The following is an 18,782-nucleotide window of genomic DNA, read 5'->3' as shown; positions in this document are numbered from 1 at the left end:
ATGAAGGTCATGGCTGCCAACTCGTTCATGGTCCCCCTGGGCACCCCCGCGCCCTCCTTCGACCTGACCGCCATCGCCGGCGGCAGTGTCTCGCTCGCGGACCTCAAGGGCTCCCCCGCCACGCTCGTGGTCTTCCTGTCCAACCACTGCCCCTACGTCCGGCACCTCGAGACGGGCCTGGGGGCGATGGCCGCCGGCTACGGGTCCAGGTTGTCAGTGGTGGGCATCTGCAGCAACGACAGCGTGAACTACCCGGACGACGATCCGACACACCTGGCCGAGCAGGCCCGGCGGGCCCGGTTCCCGTTCCCGTACCTGCTGGACGACACCCAGGACGTCGCCAAGGCGTACCGCGCCGCCTGCACCCCCGACTTCTTCCTCTACGACGGGGAGCTGCGGCTGGTCTACCGGGGCGAGTTCGACGGGTCGCGGCCCGGCAACCAGGTCCCGGTGACGGGCTCGTCGCTGCGTGCGGCGATCGACGCGCTGCTCGCGGGCGACCCCGTCCCGGACGAGCAGCGGGCCTCGATCGGCTGCGGAATCAAGTGGCGGCCGGGGAACGAGCCCACCGGCTGAGCGCCGTCAGGCGGAGGTGGCGGCCTCGATGGCGGCGGGCAGGCCGAGCAGCAGCTCGTGGGGCTCGCCGCCGGTCCACGACCGGATCATCCGGCCCCCCGCCTCCCCGGGCTCGAACTCCTCGCAGCCGAGCGGCCCGTAGCAGCCCGCCTGGTCGAGCATGAGGATGATGGGGTCGTCGTCGGGCAGGCCGGCGGCGTACGAGGCGGCGTCGAGCAGGGCCAGCGCGGACCTGGCGTTGCGCCCGTCGTCGTTGGACTCCACTCGGTCGAGGCGGCGCCGGGCTTGAGCGCGGAGATACGCGGCGAGCGATTCGGACCTACTCACGACTGACCTTCTTCGACGGCGTACAGATGGTGACGACATCATCACTCAAGGTGAGCCGATTTCGTGGGACCTTCGCGAACTCCCGCCAGTCGCCACCCCGGAAAGCATCATCTTTGGGGCATAAGGGAAGATCTGAGGCATGACTGCGTTCGACGACCTGTACGCCGCCAACGCGAAGTACGCCGAGACCTTCGGCGAGTCCGGGCTCACCGGCCGGGCAGCCCGCGGGCTGGCCGTGGTGACCTGCATGGACTCCCGCATCGACCCCCTGGGCCTGCTGGGGCTCCAGCCCGGTGACGCCAAGATCCTGCGCAACGCCGGGGCCCGCGTCACCGACGACGTGCTGCGCACGCTGGTGCTCGCCGTCTACCTGCTCGGCGTGGAACGGGTCCTGGTCATGCCCCACACCGACTGCGGGATGACCAAGGTGACGGACGCCGACGTGCACGACCTCACCAGCGCCCGCGGGGTGGACACGCGCAGCCTGGAGTTCCACACGGTCCCCGACCAGGGCGTGGCGCTCCGGCACGACCTCACCCGCATCCGCACGACGCCGTTCCTGCCCGACGACATGCCGGTGACGGGCGCGATCTACGACGTGCGCACGGGCCGGCTCACGCCGGTCGGCGACTGACCTCGCCGCGGTCGCGCTGGAAGGTGGCGTACAGCCACCACAAGGACGGGACCAGCAGGAACGCACCCACGGCCAGCGACCCGAGGCTGGCCGCCAGCACCGCGTCGGTGGCCGCCGCCCGGTCGAGCGTGAGACCGGGCAGCAACATGGGGTACTGGCCCACGCCCCACCCCCACAGCAGCCCCACCACGGCCAGCGCGGCGGTGAGGCGCACCGCGAGGTAGGCCCGCCGCCACATCAGCACGAGCGAGGCCAGCCCGGCCAGCACCGACAACACGAGCAGCGGCAGGGCGCGGCCTGAGGTCAGCTCGGCGAACAGGGCGGGTGAGTCGGCGCGCAGCACGAGCAGGCTCACCGCCGACAACACGCCGACGACCGCGCCGCACCACAGCGCCCGCCGCCGGAACTCCTCCGCCAGGGCGTCGTCGCCGCCACGCCGCGCGTCGCGGGTGAGGTAGACGGCCGCCAGGTACGCGGCCGTGCCGACGCCGAGCGCGCCGGCCGCCATCGACGTGGGGTTGACCCAGCTCCGGACCAGGTCGCCCGCGGCGATGCCGGGCGGCACCCGGCCGGAGGCGATGCCGCCCGCCGCGGCTCCGAGGAAGAACGGGGTCACCACCGAGGAGAAGGCGAAGGTCGCCCCGAACAACCGCCGCTGCCACAACCTGGAGGAGACCTTCCGGAAGGCGAACGCCGCGCCGCGCCCGATGACGCCCAGCGCCACCAGCGTCAGCGGGATGTAGAGGGTCGAGGTCACCGAGGCGAACACCGAGGGCACGCCGGTCCACGCCAGCACGATCACGAAGATCAGCCACACGTGGTTGGCCTCCCAGATCGGGCCGATGGAGTGCTCGACCAGGTCCCGGAGCCGCCGGCCGCGCCCGCCGCCGCCGGCCAGCAGGTCCCAGATCCCGCCGCCGAAGTCCGCGCCGCCGAACAGCACGTACGCGGTCAGCCCGATCCACAGGACGACCAGCATGATCTGCGGCAGCGGCATGGTCACACGACCTTGTAGCCGGTGACGTCGGGCTCCTGCGGCGCCAGCGGCACGGGCACGTCGCGGGCCAGGCGGCGCATCACGTACACGGTGGCCACGGTCAGGGCCACGTAGACGGCGGTGACCAGCACGAACCCGTACACCAGGCCGGGCGCGGGGTTGACCGCCTCCGACGTGCGCAGCACCTGGAACACGATCCACGGCTGGCGCCCGACCTCCGTGACCACCCAGCCGCTCTCCAGCGCCAGCACGGCGGCCACACCCGACACCGCGACTCCGCGCAGGAACCACGGCGAGTCCGGCAGGTCCCGCCGCCGTTTCCAGGACAGCGCCAGCCAGACCGCGATCAGGAGCAGGGCGAACCCCATGACCACCATGATCTGGAACGCCGGGTGCACGATGTTGACCGGCGGCCGGTCGGCGGGCGGGGTCCGCTCCAGGCCGACGATCTCGGCGTCGGGGTTCCAGTGGGCCAGCAGCGACAGGCCGTAGGGGATCTCCACGGCGTACTTCAGCTCGTCGCCCACCGCGATCCCGCCCAGATGCAGCGGCACCCCGCGCCCGGTGCGGAACACGCCCTCCATGGCGGCCAGCTTGACCGGCTGGGAATCGGCCACGAAGTGCGCCGCCCAGTCGCCGACGCCGATCTGCACCGGCGTGACGACCGCCGCCACCGTGAGCGGCAGCAGCAGGCCGAGGCGGTGGTAGCGGTCACGCCGTCCGCGCAGCATGGCGACGGCGTACACGCCGGCCATGAGGAACCCGGCCACCATGAACGCCGCCAGGATCATGTGCACGGTCTGCGGCGGCGTGGCCCGGTTGAACATCGCCGCCCATGGATCGACGGCGGTGATCCGGCCGCCCTCGGTCACGAACCCGGCGGGATGCTGCATCCAGGCGTTGGCGGCGACCACGAAGAACGCGCTGGACACCCCGGCCAGCACGATCGGCACGCCGGCCAGCAGGTGCGCCACCGGTGACAGGCGGTCCCAGGCGTACAGGTAGATGCCGAGGAAGATGGCCTCGACGAAGAACGCGATGCCCTCCAGCGAGAACGGCAGGCCGATGACCTCGCCGTACACGCCCATCAGCCCAGGCCACAACAGGCCCATCTCGAACGACAGGATCGTCCCCGAAACCGCCCCGACCGCGAACAACACCCCGAGCGCCCTGGCCCACCGCCGCGCCAGCAGCCGGTAGGCGTTGTCCCCGGTACGGTGGCCCCGCCACTCGGCGAGCAACGTGATGGCTGGCATGCCGACGCCGAGGCAGGCGAGCACGATGTGCCAGCCGAGCGACAACGCCATCTGCATCCGCGCCGCCCCGAGGTCCGCCCCCGCGACCCCCAGAACCCCCGTCAACCGCCCTCCCCCTCCCTCACCTCACCGCCACCCCACCAACCCGACCCGCGCGTGGTGCCGCGCTCTCCGCCCCGGTCACCGGTCATCGGTCATCGGTTTCAGAGCCCAGGCCCTCTGGTCCAGGCCCATCCAGCGGCCCGCTGACCGCCCAGCACAGCGGCCGCTCGCACGAGCTCCAGCGCGCCGACCCACCTGCTGACCTCACCCACACCCGGCCCATCCCCGAACCCGGCCGAACGACCGACGACCCGAAGCACCACGAGCCCGCCCCCCAAACACCCGAGCACACCGGCAACTCTGGCGACCTGCATGGAAACGTCCTCGTGATCGTGGGCTTGGGCACGTCCGCAGCATTCGGGCATCCCCCGCAAACGGTCCGCGTCCGCCCCGTACCCGTAATAACACTCCGCAACCACCAGTAACTCTCGGCAACCGACCCCGGGTCGGCGGGAGGGCGACACAGACCCCAGAACGCCCCCGAGTACGACGAAGAGCCCACCGAGCCCCTGGAAAGGCGGCAACGGCGACAGGACCCAGAGCGCCACTGAACCCCCAGGGGGCTACTGAACCTCAGAGAGGCCCCAGGCATGCCGTGGGGGCCACAGACACCTCAGAGGGCACCACGAACCCCAGAAAGTGCCCCGAAGGCGCTCCAGGGGCATTCTGGCGCCCCTGGAGGATCACGCCTGCCCCGCGACAGAATCACTGCCGCAACGAGACGCCAGGGCCCGCCCATGCGTTTCGGGCCACCTGGCGCATGCCTAAAACCGACAAACACACCTCGGCCGAACAGAGCACCTCAAGCCACACAACCCCCGCCTGAGGCGAAGCCGCACGCCCCTGGTCAGGCGTCGATGTGATCCCGATCGACCTCGGCCGCGCTGCTGACGATGAACTCCCGCCGCGGCGCCACATCGCTCCCCATCAGCAGGCTGAAGATCGACTCAGCCCCCTCGGCGTCCTCGATGCGCACCCGGCGCAGCACCCGGTGCCTGGGGTCCATCGTGGTCTCGGCGAGCTGGTCGGCGTCCATCTCCCCCAGGCCCTTGTACCGCTGCACCGGGTCCTTCCACCGCTTGCCCCGCCGCTCCAGGTCGCGCAGCACCTTCTGCAGCTCGGCGTCGGAGTAGCAGTAGATGTACTTGTCCTTGCCCCGCCCCGGGTTGGTGAGCTCGATGCGGTGCAGCGGCGGCACGGCCGCGAACACCCGCCCGGCCTCCACCATCGGCCGCATGTAGCGGTGGAACAGCGTAAGCAGCAGGCACCGGATGTGCGCGCCGTCGACGTCGGCGTCGGCCATCAGGATGACCTTGCCGTAACGGGCCGCCTCGATGTCGAACGAACGCCCCGACCCGGCGCCGACCACCTGGATGATCGCGGCGCACTCGGCGTTCTTGAGCATGTCGCTCACGGACGCCTTCTGCACGTTGAGGATCTTGCCGCGGATCGGCAGCAGCGCCTGGAACTCCGAGTCGCGGGCCAGCTTGGCGGTGCCGAGCGCGGAGTCGCCCTCGACGATGAACAGCTCGCTGCGGTCGACGTCGTCGCTGCGGCAGTCGACCAGCTTGGCGGGCAGCGCGGAGTTCTCCAGGGCGCTCTTGCGCCGCTGGTTGTCGCGGTGCTCGCGGGCCGCGATGCGGGCCTTGGCGGCGGCGACGATCTTCTCCAGCACGGCTCGCAGCGGCTGCTTGAACCCGCGCGGCGGGTTGGCGAACAGCTCCTTCAGCTCGCGCGAGACCACGTGGGAGACGATGCGAGTGGCCGCGGAGGTGCCGAGAATCTCCTTGGTCTGCCCCTCGAACTGCGGCTCGGGCACCCTGACGGTGATCACACCGGTCAGGCCCTCGGAGATGTCGGCGTTGTTGACCGGGTCGTCGCCGCTCTTCAGCAGCCGGGTCTCGCGCAGCAGCTCGTTGATCGTACGGGCCAGACCGCGCTCGAAGCCCGTCAGGTGGGTGCCGCCCTTGGGCGTGGAGATCACGTTGACGAACGAGCGCACGGTTGACTCGTAACCCTTGCCCCACCGGATCGCCACGTCGACGGTGAGCTCGCGCTGCACCTCGGTGGGCGTCATGTGGCCCTGGTCGTCGAGGACCGGCACGGTCTCGTGGAAGTGGCCCACGCCCTGAAGGCGCAGCACGTCGCAGACGGGCTCGTCGCGGGCCAGGAACTCGGCGAACTCGGAGATGCCGCCGTCGAAGCGGAACTCCTCGCCGGTGCGCTCCTCCTGCCTGCTGTCGAAGACCGCCAGGGTCAGGCCAGGCACCAGGAACGCGGTCTGCCGCAGGCGCACGTGGATCTCGTCGAGCGAGACCTCGGCGTCGGGCAGGAAGATCTGCTTGTCGGCCCAGAAGCGCACGCGGGTGCCCGTGACGTTCTTGGGCAGCGTGTCGCCGAGCCGCAGCCCGGACTTCTTCTTGAACTTGGCCGTCGGCCCGTCGCCGTCGAAGACGCCGGGCACGCCGCGCCTGAAGCTGATCGCGTGCACCCGCCCGCCGCTGTCGACCTCGACGTCGAGCCGGGAGGACAGGGCGTTGACCACGGAGGCGCCCACGCCGTGGAGACCGCCGGAGGCGCCGTAGGAGCCGCCGCCGAACTTGCCGCCGGCGTGGAGCTTGGTGTAGACGAGCTCGACGCCCGCCAGGCCGGTCTTGGGATGGATGTCGACGGGAATGCCGCGACCGTTGTCGCGCACCTCGATGGAGCCGTCGGCGTAGAGCTCGACCTCGATGCGGTCGCAGTGGCCGGCCAGCGCCTCGTCGACGCCGTTGTCCACGATCTCCCAGAGGCAATGCATGAGCCCGCGGCTGTCGGTGGACCCGATGTACATGCCCGGCCGCTTGCGTACGGCCTCGAGGCCCTCAAGCACCGACAGGTGACGAGCTGTGTAACCCGCCTCCACTACCGTCACTCTTGCTCCCCTGGTCTAAGCATCGAACACGTGTGCGTAGCTTACCGTTCTTCCCTCAGGCGCGCGTACAAGCTTGCCATGGCGACACGTTTGCCGTTACCAACCGGCTGATCACCATTACTTTCGGACACATTCCGCTCTGGGCGTAGCGAGGCGGAGGTTGGGAACGTCCACGTCCGGTTAGATGTTGTCTCAAGTGACTGACGCCAGATCCTCGCTTCGGCGGGGGTGACCCGAAAGGCGATACGTGACTGGAGCTCTCGCCCCCGTTAAGCCGCTGACGGCCCTCGACCGCTGCGACCGCTGCGGCGCCCAGGCCTACATTCGCGCGACCCTGCCTGTAGGTGGGGAGCTGCTGTTCTGCGCTCACCATGGGCGTCAGCACGTCGCAGCGCTGCGCGAAAAGGGCGCCGACATCCTGGACGAGTCGGCTCGCCTCAGCGAAACCCCATCGATGAACCCCAACGACGACCGCTGACCCGTTCGTTGTGATCACATAACCACATATTGCACGACCAGCTCGGCGATCCCGGCCCACCACGCCGGGGTCGCCGTTCTGCGTTCGACTGCGTTCGACTGCGGCCGGCTACCGGCGCACGCGGTAGTGGTAGCGGCCGACGGTCTCGAAACCCTCCGCGCGGTACAACGCCTGCGCCGCCAGGTTGGGTTCCGTCGTGACCAGGTACGCGCTCTTCGCCCCGGCCCGCCGGGTCAGCGCGCGCAGGACCGTACGCGCCAGCCCACGCCGCCTGGCCTGCGGCAACGTCGCCATGCAGAAGATCCCGGCCGTCTCGCCCTGCGGCACGACCCGCCCGACCGCGACCGGCACGCCGTCCTCCTCGACGGCGGCGTACCAGGCGGGGACGCCGGTGCAGATGCGTTCGGCCTCCTCCAGGCCGCTGCCGTACCGGCCGTCCACGGACCACCAGGTCTCCAGCCATTCCGGCCACGGACGGTCCTCGATCCGGACCGGGCCGCGCGGCTCGGCCGACGGTGATCCCGCCATGATGACCGTGGGGTCGACCAGCTCGTACCCTCTGCGCGCCAGTTCGGCGTCCAGGTCGGGCCAGGTGCCAGGCCCGATGGAGAACGCGCAGAGTTGTCCCCGTTCGCCGTAGAACGCCTCGGCGGCGCCGATCGCCGCGTCCAGGTCGGCGGCGGCGGTCAGGGCCAGCACCGAGTTCGCCCGTTTGGTCACGCCGCCCGCCGAACGCAGCACCCACCCGTCGTGGGAACACTGTTCGTAGGCCGGCCAGGCCTCGTGCACCAACAGGTCGAGATTCATCCGCGCAGCCTAGCCGACCAGCGCGAACACCCTCCGAGCGGCCCGTTAGGGTGTGGGGTTGTGCTGATTCTGCTGCCGCCGTCCGAAGGCAAGGCCACTGAAGGGAGCGGGCCGCCGCTCGGGGAACTCTCCTTCCCCAAGCTCGGCCGGGCCCGCGGGCGCGTCCTGACCGCGCTGATCCGGGCCTCCAAGCGCCGCGACGCCCCGCAGGTGCTCGGGCTGACGCCCGGCCTGGCGGGCGAGGCGGCCAAGAACACGGTGCTGAGGACCGCCCCCACCCTGCCCGCCGCCGAGCTCTACACCGGCGTCCTGTACGACAACCTCGCCCTGAACACCCTGGACGACGCGGCCAGGGCCAGGGCTGAGGAGTCCGTGCTGATCTTCTCCGGCCTGTGGGGCGTGTTGCGCGTCACCGACAGGGTGCCCCCGTACCGGCTCTCGATGGCTGTCAGCCTGCCGCCGCTGGGCGGCCTGGCCTCCTTCTGGCGTCCCCACCTGGCCAAGGAGCTGGACCGGGTGCCGGGGCTGGTGGTGGACCTGCGCTCGTCCACGTACGCCGGCGCGTGGCAGCCCGGCGACCGGTCGGTGTCGGTTCGCGTCTTCAGGGACGGCAAGGTCGTCAGCCACATGGCCAAGGCCACCCGGGGCGAGATCGCCCGCGTGCTCCTTCAGCAGGAGGAGGCGCCCTTCACTCCCGGGGAACTGGCGAAGGCCCTGGATAACTTGGGGTACCAGGTCGAGCTCATCGAGCCCGTCCGCGTGGCCCGCCCCTGGATCCTCGACGTTCACCTCACCGACGCACGCTGAGGGCGGAAACGGCGATCGCCCCGCCCGGAAGGTTCCGGACGGGGCGATCGACGAGCTGACTGCTAGTCCAGGTAATCGCGCAGGACCTGGGACCTGGACGGGTGACGCAGCTTGGACATGGTCTTGGACTCGATCTGGCGGATGCGCTCACGGGTGACCCCGTAAACCTTGCCGATCTCGTCGAGCGTCTTCGGCTGCCCGTCGGTGAGGCCGAACCGCATCGACACGACGCCCGCCTCCCGCTCCGACAACGTGTCGAGAACGGAGTGCAGCTGCTCCTGCAGCAGCGTGAAGCTGACGGCGTCGGCCGGCACGATGGCCTCGGAGTCCTCGATGAGGTCACCGAACTCGCTGTCGCCCTCCTCGCCCAGCGGGGTGTGGAGGGAGATGGGCTCGCGGCCGTACTTCTGGACCTCGACGACCTTCTCGGGCGTCATGTCCAGCTCGCGGGCCAGCTCTTCCGGCGTGGGCTCGCGGCCGAGGTCCTGCAGCATCTGCCGCTGGACGCGGGCCAGCTTGTTGATCACTTCGACCATGTGGACCGGGATGCGGATGGTCCGCGCCTGGTCGGCCATGGCTCGCGTGATCGCCTGCCGGATCCACCACGTGGCGTACGTGGAGAACTTGTAGCCCTTGGTGTAGTCGAACTTCTCGACGGCCCTGATCAGGCCGAGGTTGCCCTCCTGGATCAGGTCGAGGAACAGCATGCCGCGCCCGGTGTAGCGCTTGGCCAGCGAGACCACGAGCCGGAGGTTGGCCTCCAGCAGGTGGTTCTTGGCACGGCGGCCGTCTTCGGCGATCCATTCGAGCTCGGCCCGGACGTCGACCGGCAGGCTCTCGGTCTCACCGCCGCCGAGCTGCTCCTCGGCGAACAGGCCCGCCTCGATGCGCTTGGCCAGCTCGACCTCCTGCTCGGCGTTGAGCAGGGGGACCTTGCCGATCTGCTTGAGGTAGTCCTTGACCGGGTCGGCGGTGGCGCCGGCGGCGGCCACCTGGGCGACCGGGGCGTCGTCGTCGTCGTCCGACAGGATGAGGACCTCGTCCTCGGTCTTGTCGGCGGCGACGGCTGCGACCTCGGCGGCCTTGGGCTCCTCGTCGGTGTCGTCGTCGGAGTCACCCTCGGACTCGGAGTCGTCGTCGGTCTCGATGTCCTCGACCTCGATGTCCTCGAGGTCCTCCAGCTCCACGTCGCCGTCGAGCTCGAGATCGTCGTCGTCTTCCGAGTCGGAGCCCTTGAGCCCCTCGGGTGCCTTCTTGGTCTCGGCAGGCCCAGCGCTTGCGACTTCTGGCTTGGCCTTCTTGGCGGCGGCCGGAGCCGCCTTCTTCGGAGCGGGAGCGGCCTTCTTGGCCGGGGCCGGCTTCTTGGCGGCCGGCTCGGCCTCAGCGGCGCCCACGACCGCGGTCACGGTCTCGGGCTGCTGCTCTTTGGCGGCCGCTGCCGTCTTGGTCTTGACGGGGGCAGCGGTGCGGCGCTTTGCTGGACCACGAGACTTCTTCGGCGCAGCCGAATCCGCGGCGGTCACCACCACGGTCACGCCCTCTTTGCTGAGGTTCCGCAAGAACGCGGCGGCGTGCGACATGGGGATGTCCGCCTCCTCGAAGGCCTGACGGACATCCTCAGACTCGAGGAAACCCTGCGAGCGCCCACGCTCGAGCAGTCGCTGAATGACGGGCTCGTTCAGCTCTTGTGGCTTCGAGCGAGTCGAACTTGCAGGCGACACGAACACCTCTCGAACGAACGCGTGGCGACAATGGACCCAGATGCCCGCTGGGGGCTGTTGCCTCTCTCGGAGATCGGTGAGGCCGTGCGAAGCGCGACGGACCTGACACAGCATTGTGGCACGACCCAGCACTCCATACGGCCACCTCCCGGCGGTTGTCCTCCACCCTAGGCCGACGAAGACAGTAGTGCGTACGTAAGCGGGGCACTGATACCCGAAAGCAACCGTTATGACTGTTTCATTCAGTCACTCTTCGTGGCTGGAGGAACGTGAATTGCGAGCGCGGTAACGTCATCATCCTGTTCATATCCAGACAACATCCGGTCAACCAGGAAGTCCAGCAACATGTGCGGGCTACTCACGACCTCAGGCGGCGCTTCGGTCACAACACTGCAAATCTCTGCGAGACCGGCGTCGAGACCCCGCTTCCTGTTCTCCACGAGACCGTCGGAGTAGAGCACGGCGGTGTGACCGGGCGGCACCACGAACCGGAACTGCCGGCGGCTGGTCGGCCAGCCCAGCGGCGTGCCCGGCTCGGCGTCACACAGGATCGCCGTGCCCTGCGGCGAGACGAGGACGGGTGGCGGGTGGCCGGCCATGGCCAGCGTGCCCTCGCCGGTGACCGGCTCCACGACCATGTACGCCAGCGTCGTGACCTGCTCTTCCTCCTCCGTGGCCTCGAAGACCCGGTCGAGGCCGGTGACCACGGCGGCGGGCGGCGGGTTGGTGAGCGCCAGCGCCCGCATGGCGTTGCGGATGCGGCCCATGCCCGCCGCGGCCTTGACGCCCTTGCCCATGACGTCGCCGACGACGGCCGCCACCCGGCCGTCCTGGAGGACGAAGGCGTCGTACCAGTCGCCGCCGACCTGGACGTGACGGCTGCCCGAACGGAAGCGCTGGGCCAGTACCAGGCCCTTGACCACGGGCAGGCGGTCGGGCAGCAGGCTGCGCTGCAGCGTCTCGGCGGTGCGGTGCTCACGCTCGAACAGCGTGGCCCGCTCCACGGCCAGGGCGCACTGCCCGGCCAGCGCCTCCAGGAAGACGCCGTCCTCCTGAGAGATCTTCTGCGGGCGCGTGAAGGAGAAGCGCAGCGCGCCGAGCGCGTCGCCGGCGGCCAGCAGCGGCAGGCCCACCCAGGCGCGCTCGTCGCCGTGGGCGAGGAAGCCCGCGAGGATCTCCTCGTCGCCGCCGGCCTCCAGGAGCTGCGACTTCAGCGACTCGGGCGACTCGGCGAAGACCGGCCGGCGGCTGTTGACCGCCATGGTCATCACGTTGGAGTGGGACAGCGGGATCTCGTCGCCGCCGCCGGAGACCTCGGGGATGCCCTCGCCGTTGACCAGCTTGAGCGCGGCGCGGTCGGTGTCGAGCAGCGCGACCGCCGAGCGGTCGGCGGCCAGCGCGGTACGGCCGACGTCGATGATGACCTGCACCACCTGCTCGACCGTCAGGGCCTCGGCCAGCATGGCCGTGGCGCCCTGGAGACGGGCGGTGCGCAGGGCGGCGGCGCCGAGCTGGTCGGTCAGCCTGCCGCGCATCTCCTCGGCCTCGCGCTGCGGGGTGACGTCGGTGTTGGCGCCGACCCACTCCACGACCCTGCCGTGCCTGATGATCGGCACGGCGCGCACCTCGAAGTGGCGGTAGCCGCTGGCCCGGGTGCGGACCCGGTAGTTCCACTCGAACATCGTGCGGCCGCGCAGCGCGTCGCGCCACGCCTCCTCGGTGTGCTGGCGCTCCTCGGGGTGGACGACCTCGAGCCAGCCGTTGGCGAGGTACTCCTCCAGGCCCTGGCCGGTGATGGCGCGCCACTGCGGCGCGTCCTCGACGACGGCGCCGGTGGGCGAGGTGATCCAGACGAGCTGGGACTGCGCCTCGACCAGCGAGCGGTAGCGCTCCTCGCTGCGGCGCAGGGCCTCCTCGGTCTGCCTGCTCTCGGTCACGTCGAGGCCCACCAGCGCGATCGCGCGCAGCTCGCCCGCCTCGTCGTGGACCGGCGAGAACGACAGCGACCAGTGGCGGGTGTCGCCCTCGGCGGAGCGTACGCGCACGCGGCCCTCGGTGACCGGCGCGTCGCTCTCGATGACGGCCTGCACGGCGTGGGTGATGATCTGGCTCAGGTCGGCGGCCAGCACCTCGACCGGCGAACGGCCCACCAGGCGCTCGGCGGGCACGTTGACGACGTCGCTGAACACGTCGTTGACCCGCTGGACGCGGCCATCGCCGTCGAAGAACGCGAAGGCGAACTCGGCCTCCGACAGCATGCCCTTGAACAGGGCGGAGTCTGAGATGTCCACATCCGACTCCCGGGGACGGGGAACGGAGGTCTCGGCGCTCATGGTCGGCACCTCCGTCGCGTGCCAGGGTCTCCCACGCGGCACATCTCCATAACTGTGTATCGGCGTAGCGCAGCTCCGGGCGACCGGATTCTGCAGTACATCATCGGCGATGGGCATGCGCCGACGGAAGCCCCCGCCGCCGCCCGGTCGCCATAAGGGTCAACGCATCCTGTCAAAGTCGCTCCACGTTGCGCAGCAAGATCAGGTTACTCGCCCTTGGCCGCCGCGCGCTTGGCCTCCTGTTTGGCGGCGCGCACCCGGCCCAGACTGTCGGCGTCGACCACGTCGGCCACCGACCGGAATGACCCCTCCTCGCCGTAGAGTCCGGCTGCCTCACGCCAGCCTGACGGCTGGACCCCCAGCTGCTTGCCCAGCAATGCCAAAAAGATCTGGGCCTTCTGCTTGCCGTATCCCGGAAGGGCCTGCAGTCGTTTCACCAAGTCTTTCCCGTCGGCCGCGTCGCTCCAGATGAGCTCCGGCCGCCCGTCGTAGTGTTCGACGAGGTAGGCCGCGAGCTGCTGCACGCGGGCAGCCATCGACTTGGGATAACGGTGAACGGCCGGCTTCTGCGCCAGCAGCGCGGCGAACGCCTCGGGGTCGCAGGCGGCGATCTCCTCGGCGGTCAGGTCGTGCCCGAGCCGTTCGGAGATGGTGTAAGGCCCCGTGAACGCCCATTCCATGGGAATCTGCTGGTCGAGCAGCATGCCGACAAGCAGGGCGAGCGAGCTGCGGCCGAGGAGCTCGTCTGCCTCGTCCCGCTGGGCGAGCTGGATGCGCATGGAACCAGCTTTGCACGAGAAGCGAACACAGGCGTCGCAGAGCCTTGACACAAGCCCGAGAAAAGATGAAATGGGAGCGCAAGTCACCCTGCATACGTTCCTGGGGGTTTGCTCCCGGGTCTCCAGAGGAATCTCACAACTATGCTCGCTCTGGCCACACGCTTCCTCAGGGAGCCGGTCAGTCTCCGGCTGGCCGAAGAGTTCCTGACCGTACCCGTGGACACCATCGACCGGTGCGTGGCCGATGTGTGCGCATGCGCGGAGCACCTCGGCGTCCCGCCGACGCCGGAGGTCGTGGAACGCATCGCCCGCGAGCACCTGCTCGCCATCGTGAACTCCGCCCCGCCGCCCCGAAGTCCCCGCTGAGCGCGGTTCCACCGATAACATCGGGGTCACCAGGCCGAGTTCTCTTCACCGTTTGCGCCTGGAATACGAGAGAGTGAGGGCGTGCGCCGACACCGACGAGATCCCCGGGAGAGCACCCCGCCAGACGACGTGTTCAAGGAGATGGTGCAGGCGGCCCGCGAGCTGCTCGCGGTGCGCAGCCCTCTCGACGCGGAGCTGATGGTCTCCGACATGATCGGGGCCTGGTGGGGCAGACGGGTCAGGGGCGGTGACGTGGAGCAGGTCCTCGGGGAGGGCCTGGTCGACTACGCGGCCAAGGCCGGCACCCCGGCCTCCCTGACGCTGCTGGTGTGCCTGGCCTACCTGGGCACCGCCCGCCAGGGCGCCAAGGCCGAGGGGGCGGCGCTGGCGATGATGGAGTCCGGCGTGGCCAGGCCCGGCTGGGCCGACAGGGTGGGCGCGGTCAAACCCACCGGCTGCTACGTCTCCCGCGACGCCTACGGCGACCAGGACACGGTGATCTGCACGTTCGCCTACCGCTGGAACGAGGCATCCCCGCCGAGCGACCGCCACGCGCTGGTCGTGGTCGTCGACCACAACATGAGCGGGATGGCCCGCGACGCCTGGGTCTCCTCGCACGTCGACAAGCTGCTGGAGCAGGCCAGGGCCCAGGCGGCCGGAAACCCGATGCTGCTGTTCGAGGAGATCCAGCCCGAGCAGGCCAGGGCGCTGCTGGAGTCGGCCATGAAGGCCACCAGGGAGCCCAAGACGCCGCCGCCGGTGAGCGACAGCTACAGCGCCTACCACGCCTTCGCCCGCGCCCGGCTCAAGGCGCTGCCGCCGGGCCGCAAGCGTCCGGCGCCGCTGCACATCGAGGCGCCCTACAGCCGCGAGCGGCGGGCCATGCTGGCCGCGGAGTTCCTGGCCTCCGACGCGGCCGAGCACCTGTCGGACCCGTCGGCCGCCTCGCGCTGCGCCGACCACATCATCGACTACGGCTGCGAGCGCGACTTCAACCGGCCGCTGCGGATCAGCCCGACCAAGAGCGAGACGTTCCTGCTCGACTGGCTGCCGCGCAAGGTGATGCTGAGCGTGGCCGAGCAGGAGGCGATGCCGCACGTGCTGTCGGCGTGGGTGCGCTTCGCCGCGCGCCGTACGGGCCTGCCCGAGCAGGGGCTCAAGGCCACGCTCGACGCGGTGTGGGAGGCCACGGGCAAGTTCCCCGAGGCCTACCGCGACCCGACGTCGTTCGGGCTCGACCGGCCGCTGCTGGAGCGGCTGCTGCCCGACGGCGACCTGTCGGCGCTGGCCAGGCGGGTGTTCGCGTTCCCATTCCTGCAAGGGGTGCACAACGGGATCGACCTCGACAGGCTCAACCCGGCCGACGAGGCCGACCGGCGCACGTTACTCGAGATCGACCACGGCGGCACGATCGACCAGGAGCACCTGGCCTGGCACGAGGAGATCGCGACCCGGCTGTGGGACGGCGACCCGCCGCAGTTGTGGGAGGCCGCCCAGCGCCTGCTCGACCTCGGCCACGACCGTCACGACGTGCTCCACGTGCTGATCGAGATCGCCGAGCGCATCGGGGGCGACCCCGACGAGCTGGCGGCGGCGCTCGACGACATCGCCGACATCCCCGACGAGATCTAGAGGCGACCGCCGTCATGTCGATGTACCGCCGTCTGGCCCTGGGGCGCTACCTGGCCTCCGAGCACACCCAGGGCCCTTGGGACCCGCGCACCCAGCACATGGGCCCCGTGACCGCCCTGATCGTCCACGAGCTGGCCGCGACCGCGCCGCGGCCGGGGCTGGAGCTGTCCAGGCTGGCGGTCGACGTGTTCTCCCCGGTCCCCGTGGCCGAGCTGGAGGTCGTCACCGGCGTCGTCCGCGACGGCAAGCGCGTGCAGTGCCTGTCGGCGTCCGTCCTGTCCGGCGGGCGCGAGTACGCCAGGGCCACCGCGTGGCGCATCCGCGAGGCGGACACCCCCGCCACGCCGGCGCCCGCGCCGCCCGCGCCCGTGCCGCCGCCCTCGTCCGAGCACGCCGCCTCGTGGCTGCTCTCGGGCTTCGGCTACGGCAGGGCGCTCGACTGGCGGTACGTCAGCGGCGCCCCGATGCGTACGGGCCCCGCCACGGTGTGGGGCAGGCTGACCGTGCCGCTGGTGGAGGGCGAGGAGATCACCCCGGTCGAGCGGCTGGCCGTGTTCGCCGACAGCGGCAACGGCGTGAGCCCCGCCGTCGACTTCGCCACCCACGTGTTCGTCAACGTCGACCTGACGATCTCGCTGTTCCGCACGCCCGCGGGCGAGTGGATCTGCATGGACGCGGCCACCGCGATCGGCCCCTCCGGCCGCGGCCTGACCCGGTCCACCCTGTACGACGAGCTCGGCGAGGTCGGTACGGCGACTCAGACGTTGTTCGTCGCGCCGAGGGAGCCCTAACCGCCATGATGGTGGGATGGTGATCGACCTCAACGCGGACCTCGGTGAGGGTTTCGGCATCTGGCGGCTCGGCGACGGCCACGCGCTGCTGGACATCGTCACCAGCGCCAACGTGGCCTGCGGCTTCCACGCGGGCGACCCCGTGACGATCAGACGCACGTGCGCTGCGGCCGTCGACCGCGGCGTGTCGATCGGGGCGCAGGTGTCCTACCGCGACCTGGCCCACTTCGGCCGCAGGGAGATGGACGTCGAGCCCGAGGAGCTGTGCGCCGAGGTGCTCTACCAGCTCGCGGCCGTCGACGGCATCGCCAGGGCGATGGGCGGCCGGGTCTCCTACGTCAAGCCCCACGGCGCCCTGTACAACCGCGTCTGCCGCGACAAGGAGCAGGCGACGGCCCTGATCGACGCCGTCGCCGACTACGATCCCGCGCTGCCCGTGCTGACGCTGCCGGTCGCGGCGGTGCACGAGGTGGCCGCGGCCGCGGGCGTCCCGACGGTGAGCGAGGCGTTCGCCGACCGGGCGTACACGGCGGCGGGGGCGCTGGTGCCGCGGCGGGAGGCGGGGGCGGTGATCCACGACGTGGCGGCGGTGACGGCGCGGGCCCGCGGGATGGCCCTGGAAGGCTCTGTGACGGCCGTGGACGGCAGCCGGGTGTCTGTTCCCGCCCGTTCGCTGTGCGTCCACGGAGACACGCCTGACGCCGTCGGACTGGCCCGTGCCGTGCGCAACGACCTGCTGGCGGCCGGAGTGGTCCTCCAGGCGTTCGCGTGATCCGTACGGCGGGAGAGCACGCGCTGCTCGTGGAGACCGGGTCGCTCGCGGCCTCGCACCGGCTCGACGCGGCGCTTCGCGCGGATCGGCCCGAAGGGGTCGTGGAGATCGTGCCGGGTCCCGAGACCGTGCTCGTGGTGGCGCCGGGCGCCGATCGGGAGCGGTTGCGGGCCCGGCTGGCGGCCGTGGCCGTACGGACCGGCGGGGACGCCGGGGACGTCCCGGCCGGGCCGGTGGTGACGATTCCCGTCGTCTATGACGGGGCCGATCTCGATTCCGTGGCGGCGCTGGCCGGGATCCCGGCCGAGGAGGTGGTCGCCCGGCACACCGGGCGCGAGCTGGTGGTCGGATGGCTGGGGTTCGCCCCGGGATTCGCCTATCTGACCGGGCTCGACCCGGTGCTGGAGGTGCCCCGGCTGGACACGCCTCGCACGTCGGTGCCGGCCGGGTCGGTGGCGGTCGCGGGGCCGTACTCGGCGGTCTACCCCACCGCCTCGCCGGGCGGGTGGCGACTGCTGGGCCGTACGTCGGCGCGGGTGTGGGACGTGTCGGCCGATCCGCCGTCGCCGTTCAGGCCCGGGACGCGCGTGCGGTTCGAACGCGCATGATCGAGGTGATCGCGCCCGGTCCCTACGCGACCGTCCAGGATCTCGGGCGGCCCGGCCTGGCCCATCTGGGGGTGCCGAGGTCGGGCGCGGCCGACGTGCACAGTCTGCGGCTGGCCAACCGGCTGGTGGGCAACCGCGAGGACGCGGCGGGCGTCGAGGTGACGTTCGGCATGGCGCGGCTGCGCTTCCACGGCGGCGCGTGGGTGGCGCTGGCCGGGGCGCCGGCGGCGGCGCGCATGGGGGTGCCGTTCTGGGTGCCGCCCGGCGGCGAGCTGCGGCTGGGGGCGCCGGAGTGGGGTCTGCGGACGTACGTGGCGGTGCGGGGCGGGATCGCGGTCGAGCCGGTGCTGGGCAGCCGGTCCACCGACTCGCTGTCGGGCCTCGGCCCCGAGCCGCTGCGAGCCGGGACGCTGCTGCCGGTGGGCGGGGCCGCGGTCGAGGAGATCTCGGTCGATCTGGCGCCGCCGCCGGGGCCGGGGCCCGCCGTGCTGCGGGTGCTCGCGGGGCCGCGGGACGACTGGTTCGCGCCGGGGGCGCTGGAGGCGCTGTGCGGGGGGCCGTACGTGGTGAGCCAGGACAGCAACCGCGTCGGGGTGCGGCTGGGCGGGCCCGAGCTGGCACGGGCCAGGAAGGGCGAGCTGCCGAGCGAGGGGATGGTCACCGGGGCGGTGCAGGTGCCGCCGAGCGGGCAGCCGATCGTGTTCCTGGCCGACCACCCGCCCACGGGGGGCTATCCCGTGATCGCGGTGGTGCGCGAGGCCGACCTGCCGGTCGCGGCGCAACTCCGGCCGGGCGACGAGGTGCGCTTCAGTACGCGGCCCGCCCGCCGGCGCCGGACCTGACGGAATCCGGACGACGTACGCACGGTCTTGGCTGCGGCCC

At 71.1% G+C, this 18,782-nt stretch carries 18 protein-coding genes; 10 read left to right on the top strand and 8 right to left on the bottom strand.

Going from position 1 to position 18,782, the window contains the following annotated elements; all coding sequences use genetic code 11:
• Positions 1-9 precede the first annotated feature (9 nt).
• The gene (locus DMB42_RS31605) at positions 10-576 is read left to right on the top strand and encodes a thioredoxin family protein (RefSeq protein ID WP_125639822.1); all 567 of its coding nucleotides are present in this window, start codon (positions 10-12) and stop codon (positions 574-576) included.
• Between the two features lie 6 nt (positions 577-582).
• On the opposite strand, the gene DMB42_RS31600 is transcribed toward DMB42_RS31605, so the two are convergent.
• Positions 583-903, bottom strand: coding sequence for a hypothetical protein (locus DMB42_RS31600; RefSeq protein ID WP_125639819.1), 321 nt, complete (start codon positions 901-903; stop codon positions 583-585).
• Between the two features lie 139 nt (positions 904-1,042).
• Between DMB42_RS31600 and DMB42_RS31595 the strand changes: the two genes are divergently transcribed.
• Positions 1,043-1,537 (top strand): carbonic anhydrase, encoded by a 495-nt coding sequence (locus DMB42_RS31595; protein ID WP_125639816.1) that lies wholly within the window; start codon positions 1,043-1,045, stop codon positions 1,535-1,537.
• On the opposite strand, the gene DMB42_RS31590 is transcribed toward DMB42_RS31595, so the two are convergent.
• The 3 genes from DMB42_RS31590 to DMB42_RS31580 form a co-directional block, all read right to left on the bottom strand.
• On the bottom strand, positions 1,518-2,534 hold the full coding sequence (locus DMB42_RS31590; protein WP_125639813.1) for a cytochrome d ubiquinol oxidase subunit II: 1,017 nt from the start codon (positions 2,532-2,534) through the stop codon (positions 1,518-1,520). The two genes, DMB42_RS31595 and DMB42_RS31590, sit on opposite strands and share 20 nt — an antisense overlap.
• A gap of 2 nt (positions 2,535-2,536) precedes the next feature.
• Positions 2,537-3,895, bottom strand: coding sequence for a cytochrome ubiquinol oxidase subunit I (locus DMB42_RS31585; protein WP_260478059.1), 1,359 nt, complete (start codon positions 3,893-3,895; stop codon positions 2,537-2,539).
• An 844-nt stretch (positions 3,896-4,739) separates the two neighbouring features.
• Positions 4,740-6,806, bottom strand: a complete 2,067-nt coding sequence (locus tag DMB42_RS31580) for a type IIA DNA topoisomerase subunit B (RefSeq protein ID WP_125639807.1) — start codon at positions 6,804-6,806, stop codon at positions 4,740-4,742.
• 247 nt (positions 6,807-7,053) lie between these two features.
• On the opposite strand from DMB42_RS31580, the gene DMB42_RS31575 reads away from it, so the two are divergent.
• Complete coding sequence (locus tag DMB42_RS31575; protein WP_125639804.1) at positions 7,054-7,284, top strand: hypothetical protein; 231 nt, start codon at positions 7,054-7,056, stop codon at positions 7,282-7,284.
• Positions 7,285-7,392: 108 nt separating this feature from the next.
• Here DMB42_RS31575 and DMB42_RS31570 read toward each other — a convergent pair whose 3' ends face one another.
• Positions 7,393-8,091 (bottom strand): GNAT family N-acetyltransferase, encoded by a 699-nt coding sequence (locus DMB42_RS31570; RefSeq protein ID WP_125639800.1) that lies wholly within the window; start codon positions 8,089-8,091, stop codon positions 7,393-7,395.
• 60 nt (positions 8,092-8,151) lie between these two features.
• On the opposite strand from DMB42_RS31570, the gene DMB42_RS31565 reads away from it, so the two are divergent.
• Complete coding sequence (locus DMB42_RS31565) at positions 8,152-8,898, top strand: YaaA family protein (protein ID WP_125639797.1); 747 nt, start codon at positions 8,152-8,154, stop codon at positions 8,896-8,898.
• A 62-nt stretch (positions 8,899-8,960) separates the two neighbouring features.
• Here the strand turns inward: DMB42_RS31565 and DMB42_RS31560 are convergent, their stop codons facing one another.
• The 3 genes from DMB42_RS31560 to DMB42_RS31550 form a co-directional block, all read right to left on the bottom strand.
• Positions 8,961-10,619, bottom strand: a complete 1,659-nt coding sequence (locus DMB42_RS31560; protein WP_125639794.1) for an RNA polymerase sigma factor — start codon at positions 10,617-10,619, stop codon at positions 8,961-8,963.
• Positions 10,620-10,861: 242 nt separating this feature from the next.
• On the bottom strand, positions 10,862-12,952 hold the full coding sequence (locus DMB42_RS31555) for a SpoIIE family protein phosphatase (RefSeq protein WP_125639791.1): 2,091 nt from the start codon (positions 12,950-12,952) through the stop codon (positions 10,862-10,864).
• Between the two features lie 206 nt (positions 12,953-13,158).
• Entirely contained in the window at positions 13,159-13,731 is a 573-nt protein-coding gene (locus tag DMB42_RS31550; protein WP_125639788.1) for an HhH-GPD-type base excision DNA repair protein, read from the bottom strand.
• A gap of 141 nt (positions 13,732-13,872) precedes the next feature.
• Here DMB42_RS31550 and DMB42_RS31545 point away from each other — a divergent pair, with 141 nt between their 5' ends.
• The 6 genes from DMB42_RS31545 to DMB42_RS31520 all read left to right on the top strand — a co-directional run bounded on the left by DMB42_RS31545 (position 13,873) and on the right by DMB42_RS31520 (position 18,742).
• Positions 13,873-14,097 carry a hypothetical protein gene (locus tag DMB42_RS31545; RefSeq protein ID WP_125639785.1) on the top strand — a complete coding sequence of 75 codons (225 nt, stop codon included), beginning with the start codon at positions 13,873-13,875 and terminating at the stop codon, positions 14,095-14,097.
• A 141-nt stretch (positions 14,098-14,238) separates the two neighbouring features.
• Positions 14,239-15,729, top strand: coding sequence for a hypothetical protein (locus tag DMB42_RS31540; protein WP_260478073.1), 1,491 nt, complete (start codon positions 14,239-14,241; stop codon positions 15,727-15,729).
• A gap of 20 nt (positions 15,730-15,749) precedes the next feature.
• A complete protein-coding gene (locus DMB42_RS31535; RefSeq protein WP_185844954.1) occupies positions 15,750-16,520 on the top strand; it encodes a thioesterase family protein in 771 nt (256 codons plus the stop codon).
• Positions 16,521-16,536: 16 nt separating this feature from the next.
• Entirely contained in the window at positions 16,537-17,292 is a 756-nt protein-coding gene (locus tag DMB42_RS31530) for a LamB/YcsF family protein (protein WP_125639779.1), read from the top strand.
• Positions 17,289-17,900: an allophanate hydrolase subunit 1 gene (locus tag DMB42_RS31525; protein ID WP_125639776.1), complete on the top strand. Its 612-nt coding sequence runs from the start codon at positions 17,289-17,291 to the stop codon at positions 17,898-17,900. Before DMB42_RS31530 ends, DMB42_RS31525 begins: the two co-directional genes overlap by 4 nt.
• The gene (locus tag DMB42_RS31520; RefSeq protein WP_125639773.1) at positions 17,897-18,742 is read left to right on the top strand and encodes a biotin-dependent carboxyltransferase family protein; all 846 of its coding nucleotides are present in this window, start codon (positions 17,897-17,899) and stop codon (positions 18,740-18,742) included. Before DMB42_RS31525 ends, DMB42_RS31520 begins: the two co-directional genes overlap by 4 nt.
• Positions 18,743-18,782: the final 40 nt, after the last annotated feature.

Origin of the sequence: Nonomuraea sp. WAC 01424 (assembly GCF_003947315.1) — a bacterium.
Lineage (GTDB): Bacteria > Actinomycetota > Actinomycetes > Streptosporangiales > Streptosporangiaceae > Nonomuraea > Nonomuraea spiralis.
The sequence above is the reverse complement of the archived record's forward strand: the minus strand, read 5'-3'. Positions and strand labels throughout refer to the sequence as shown.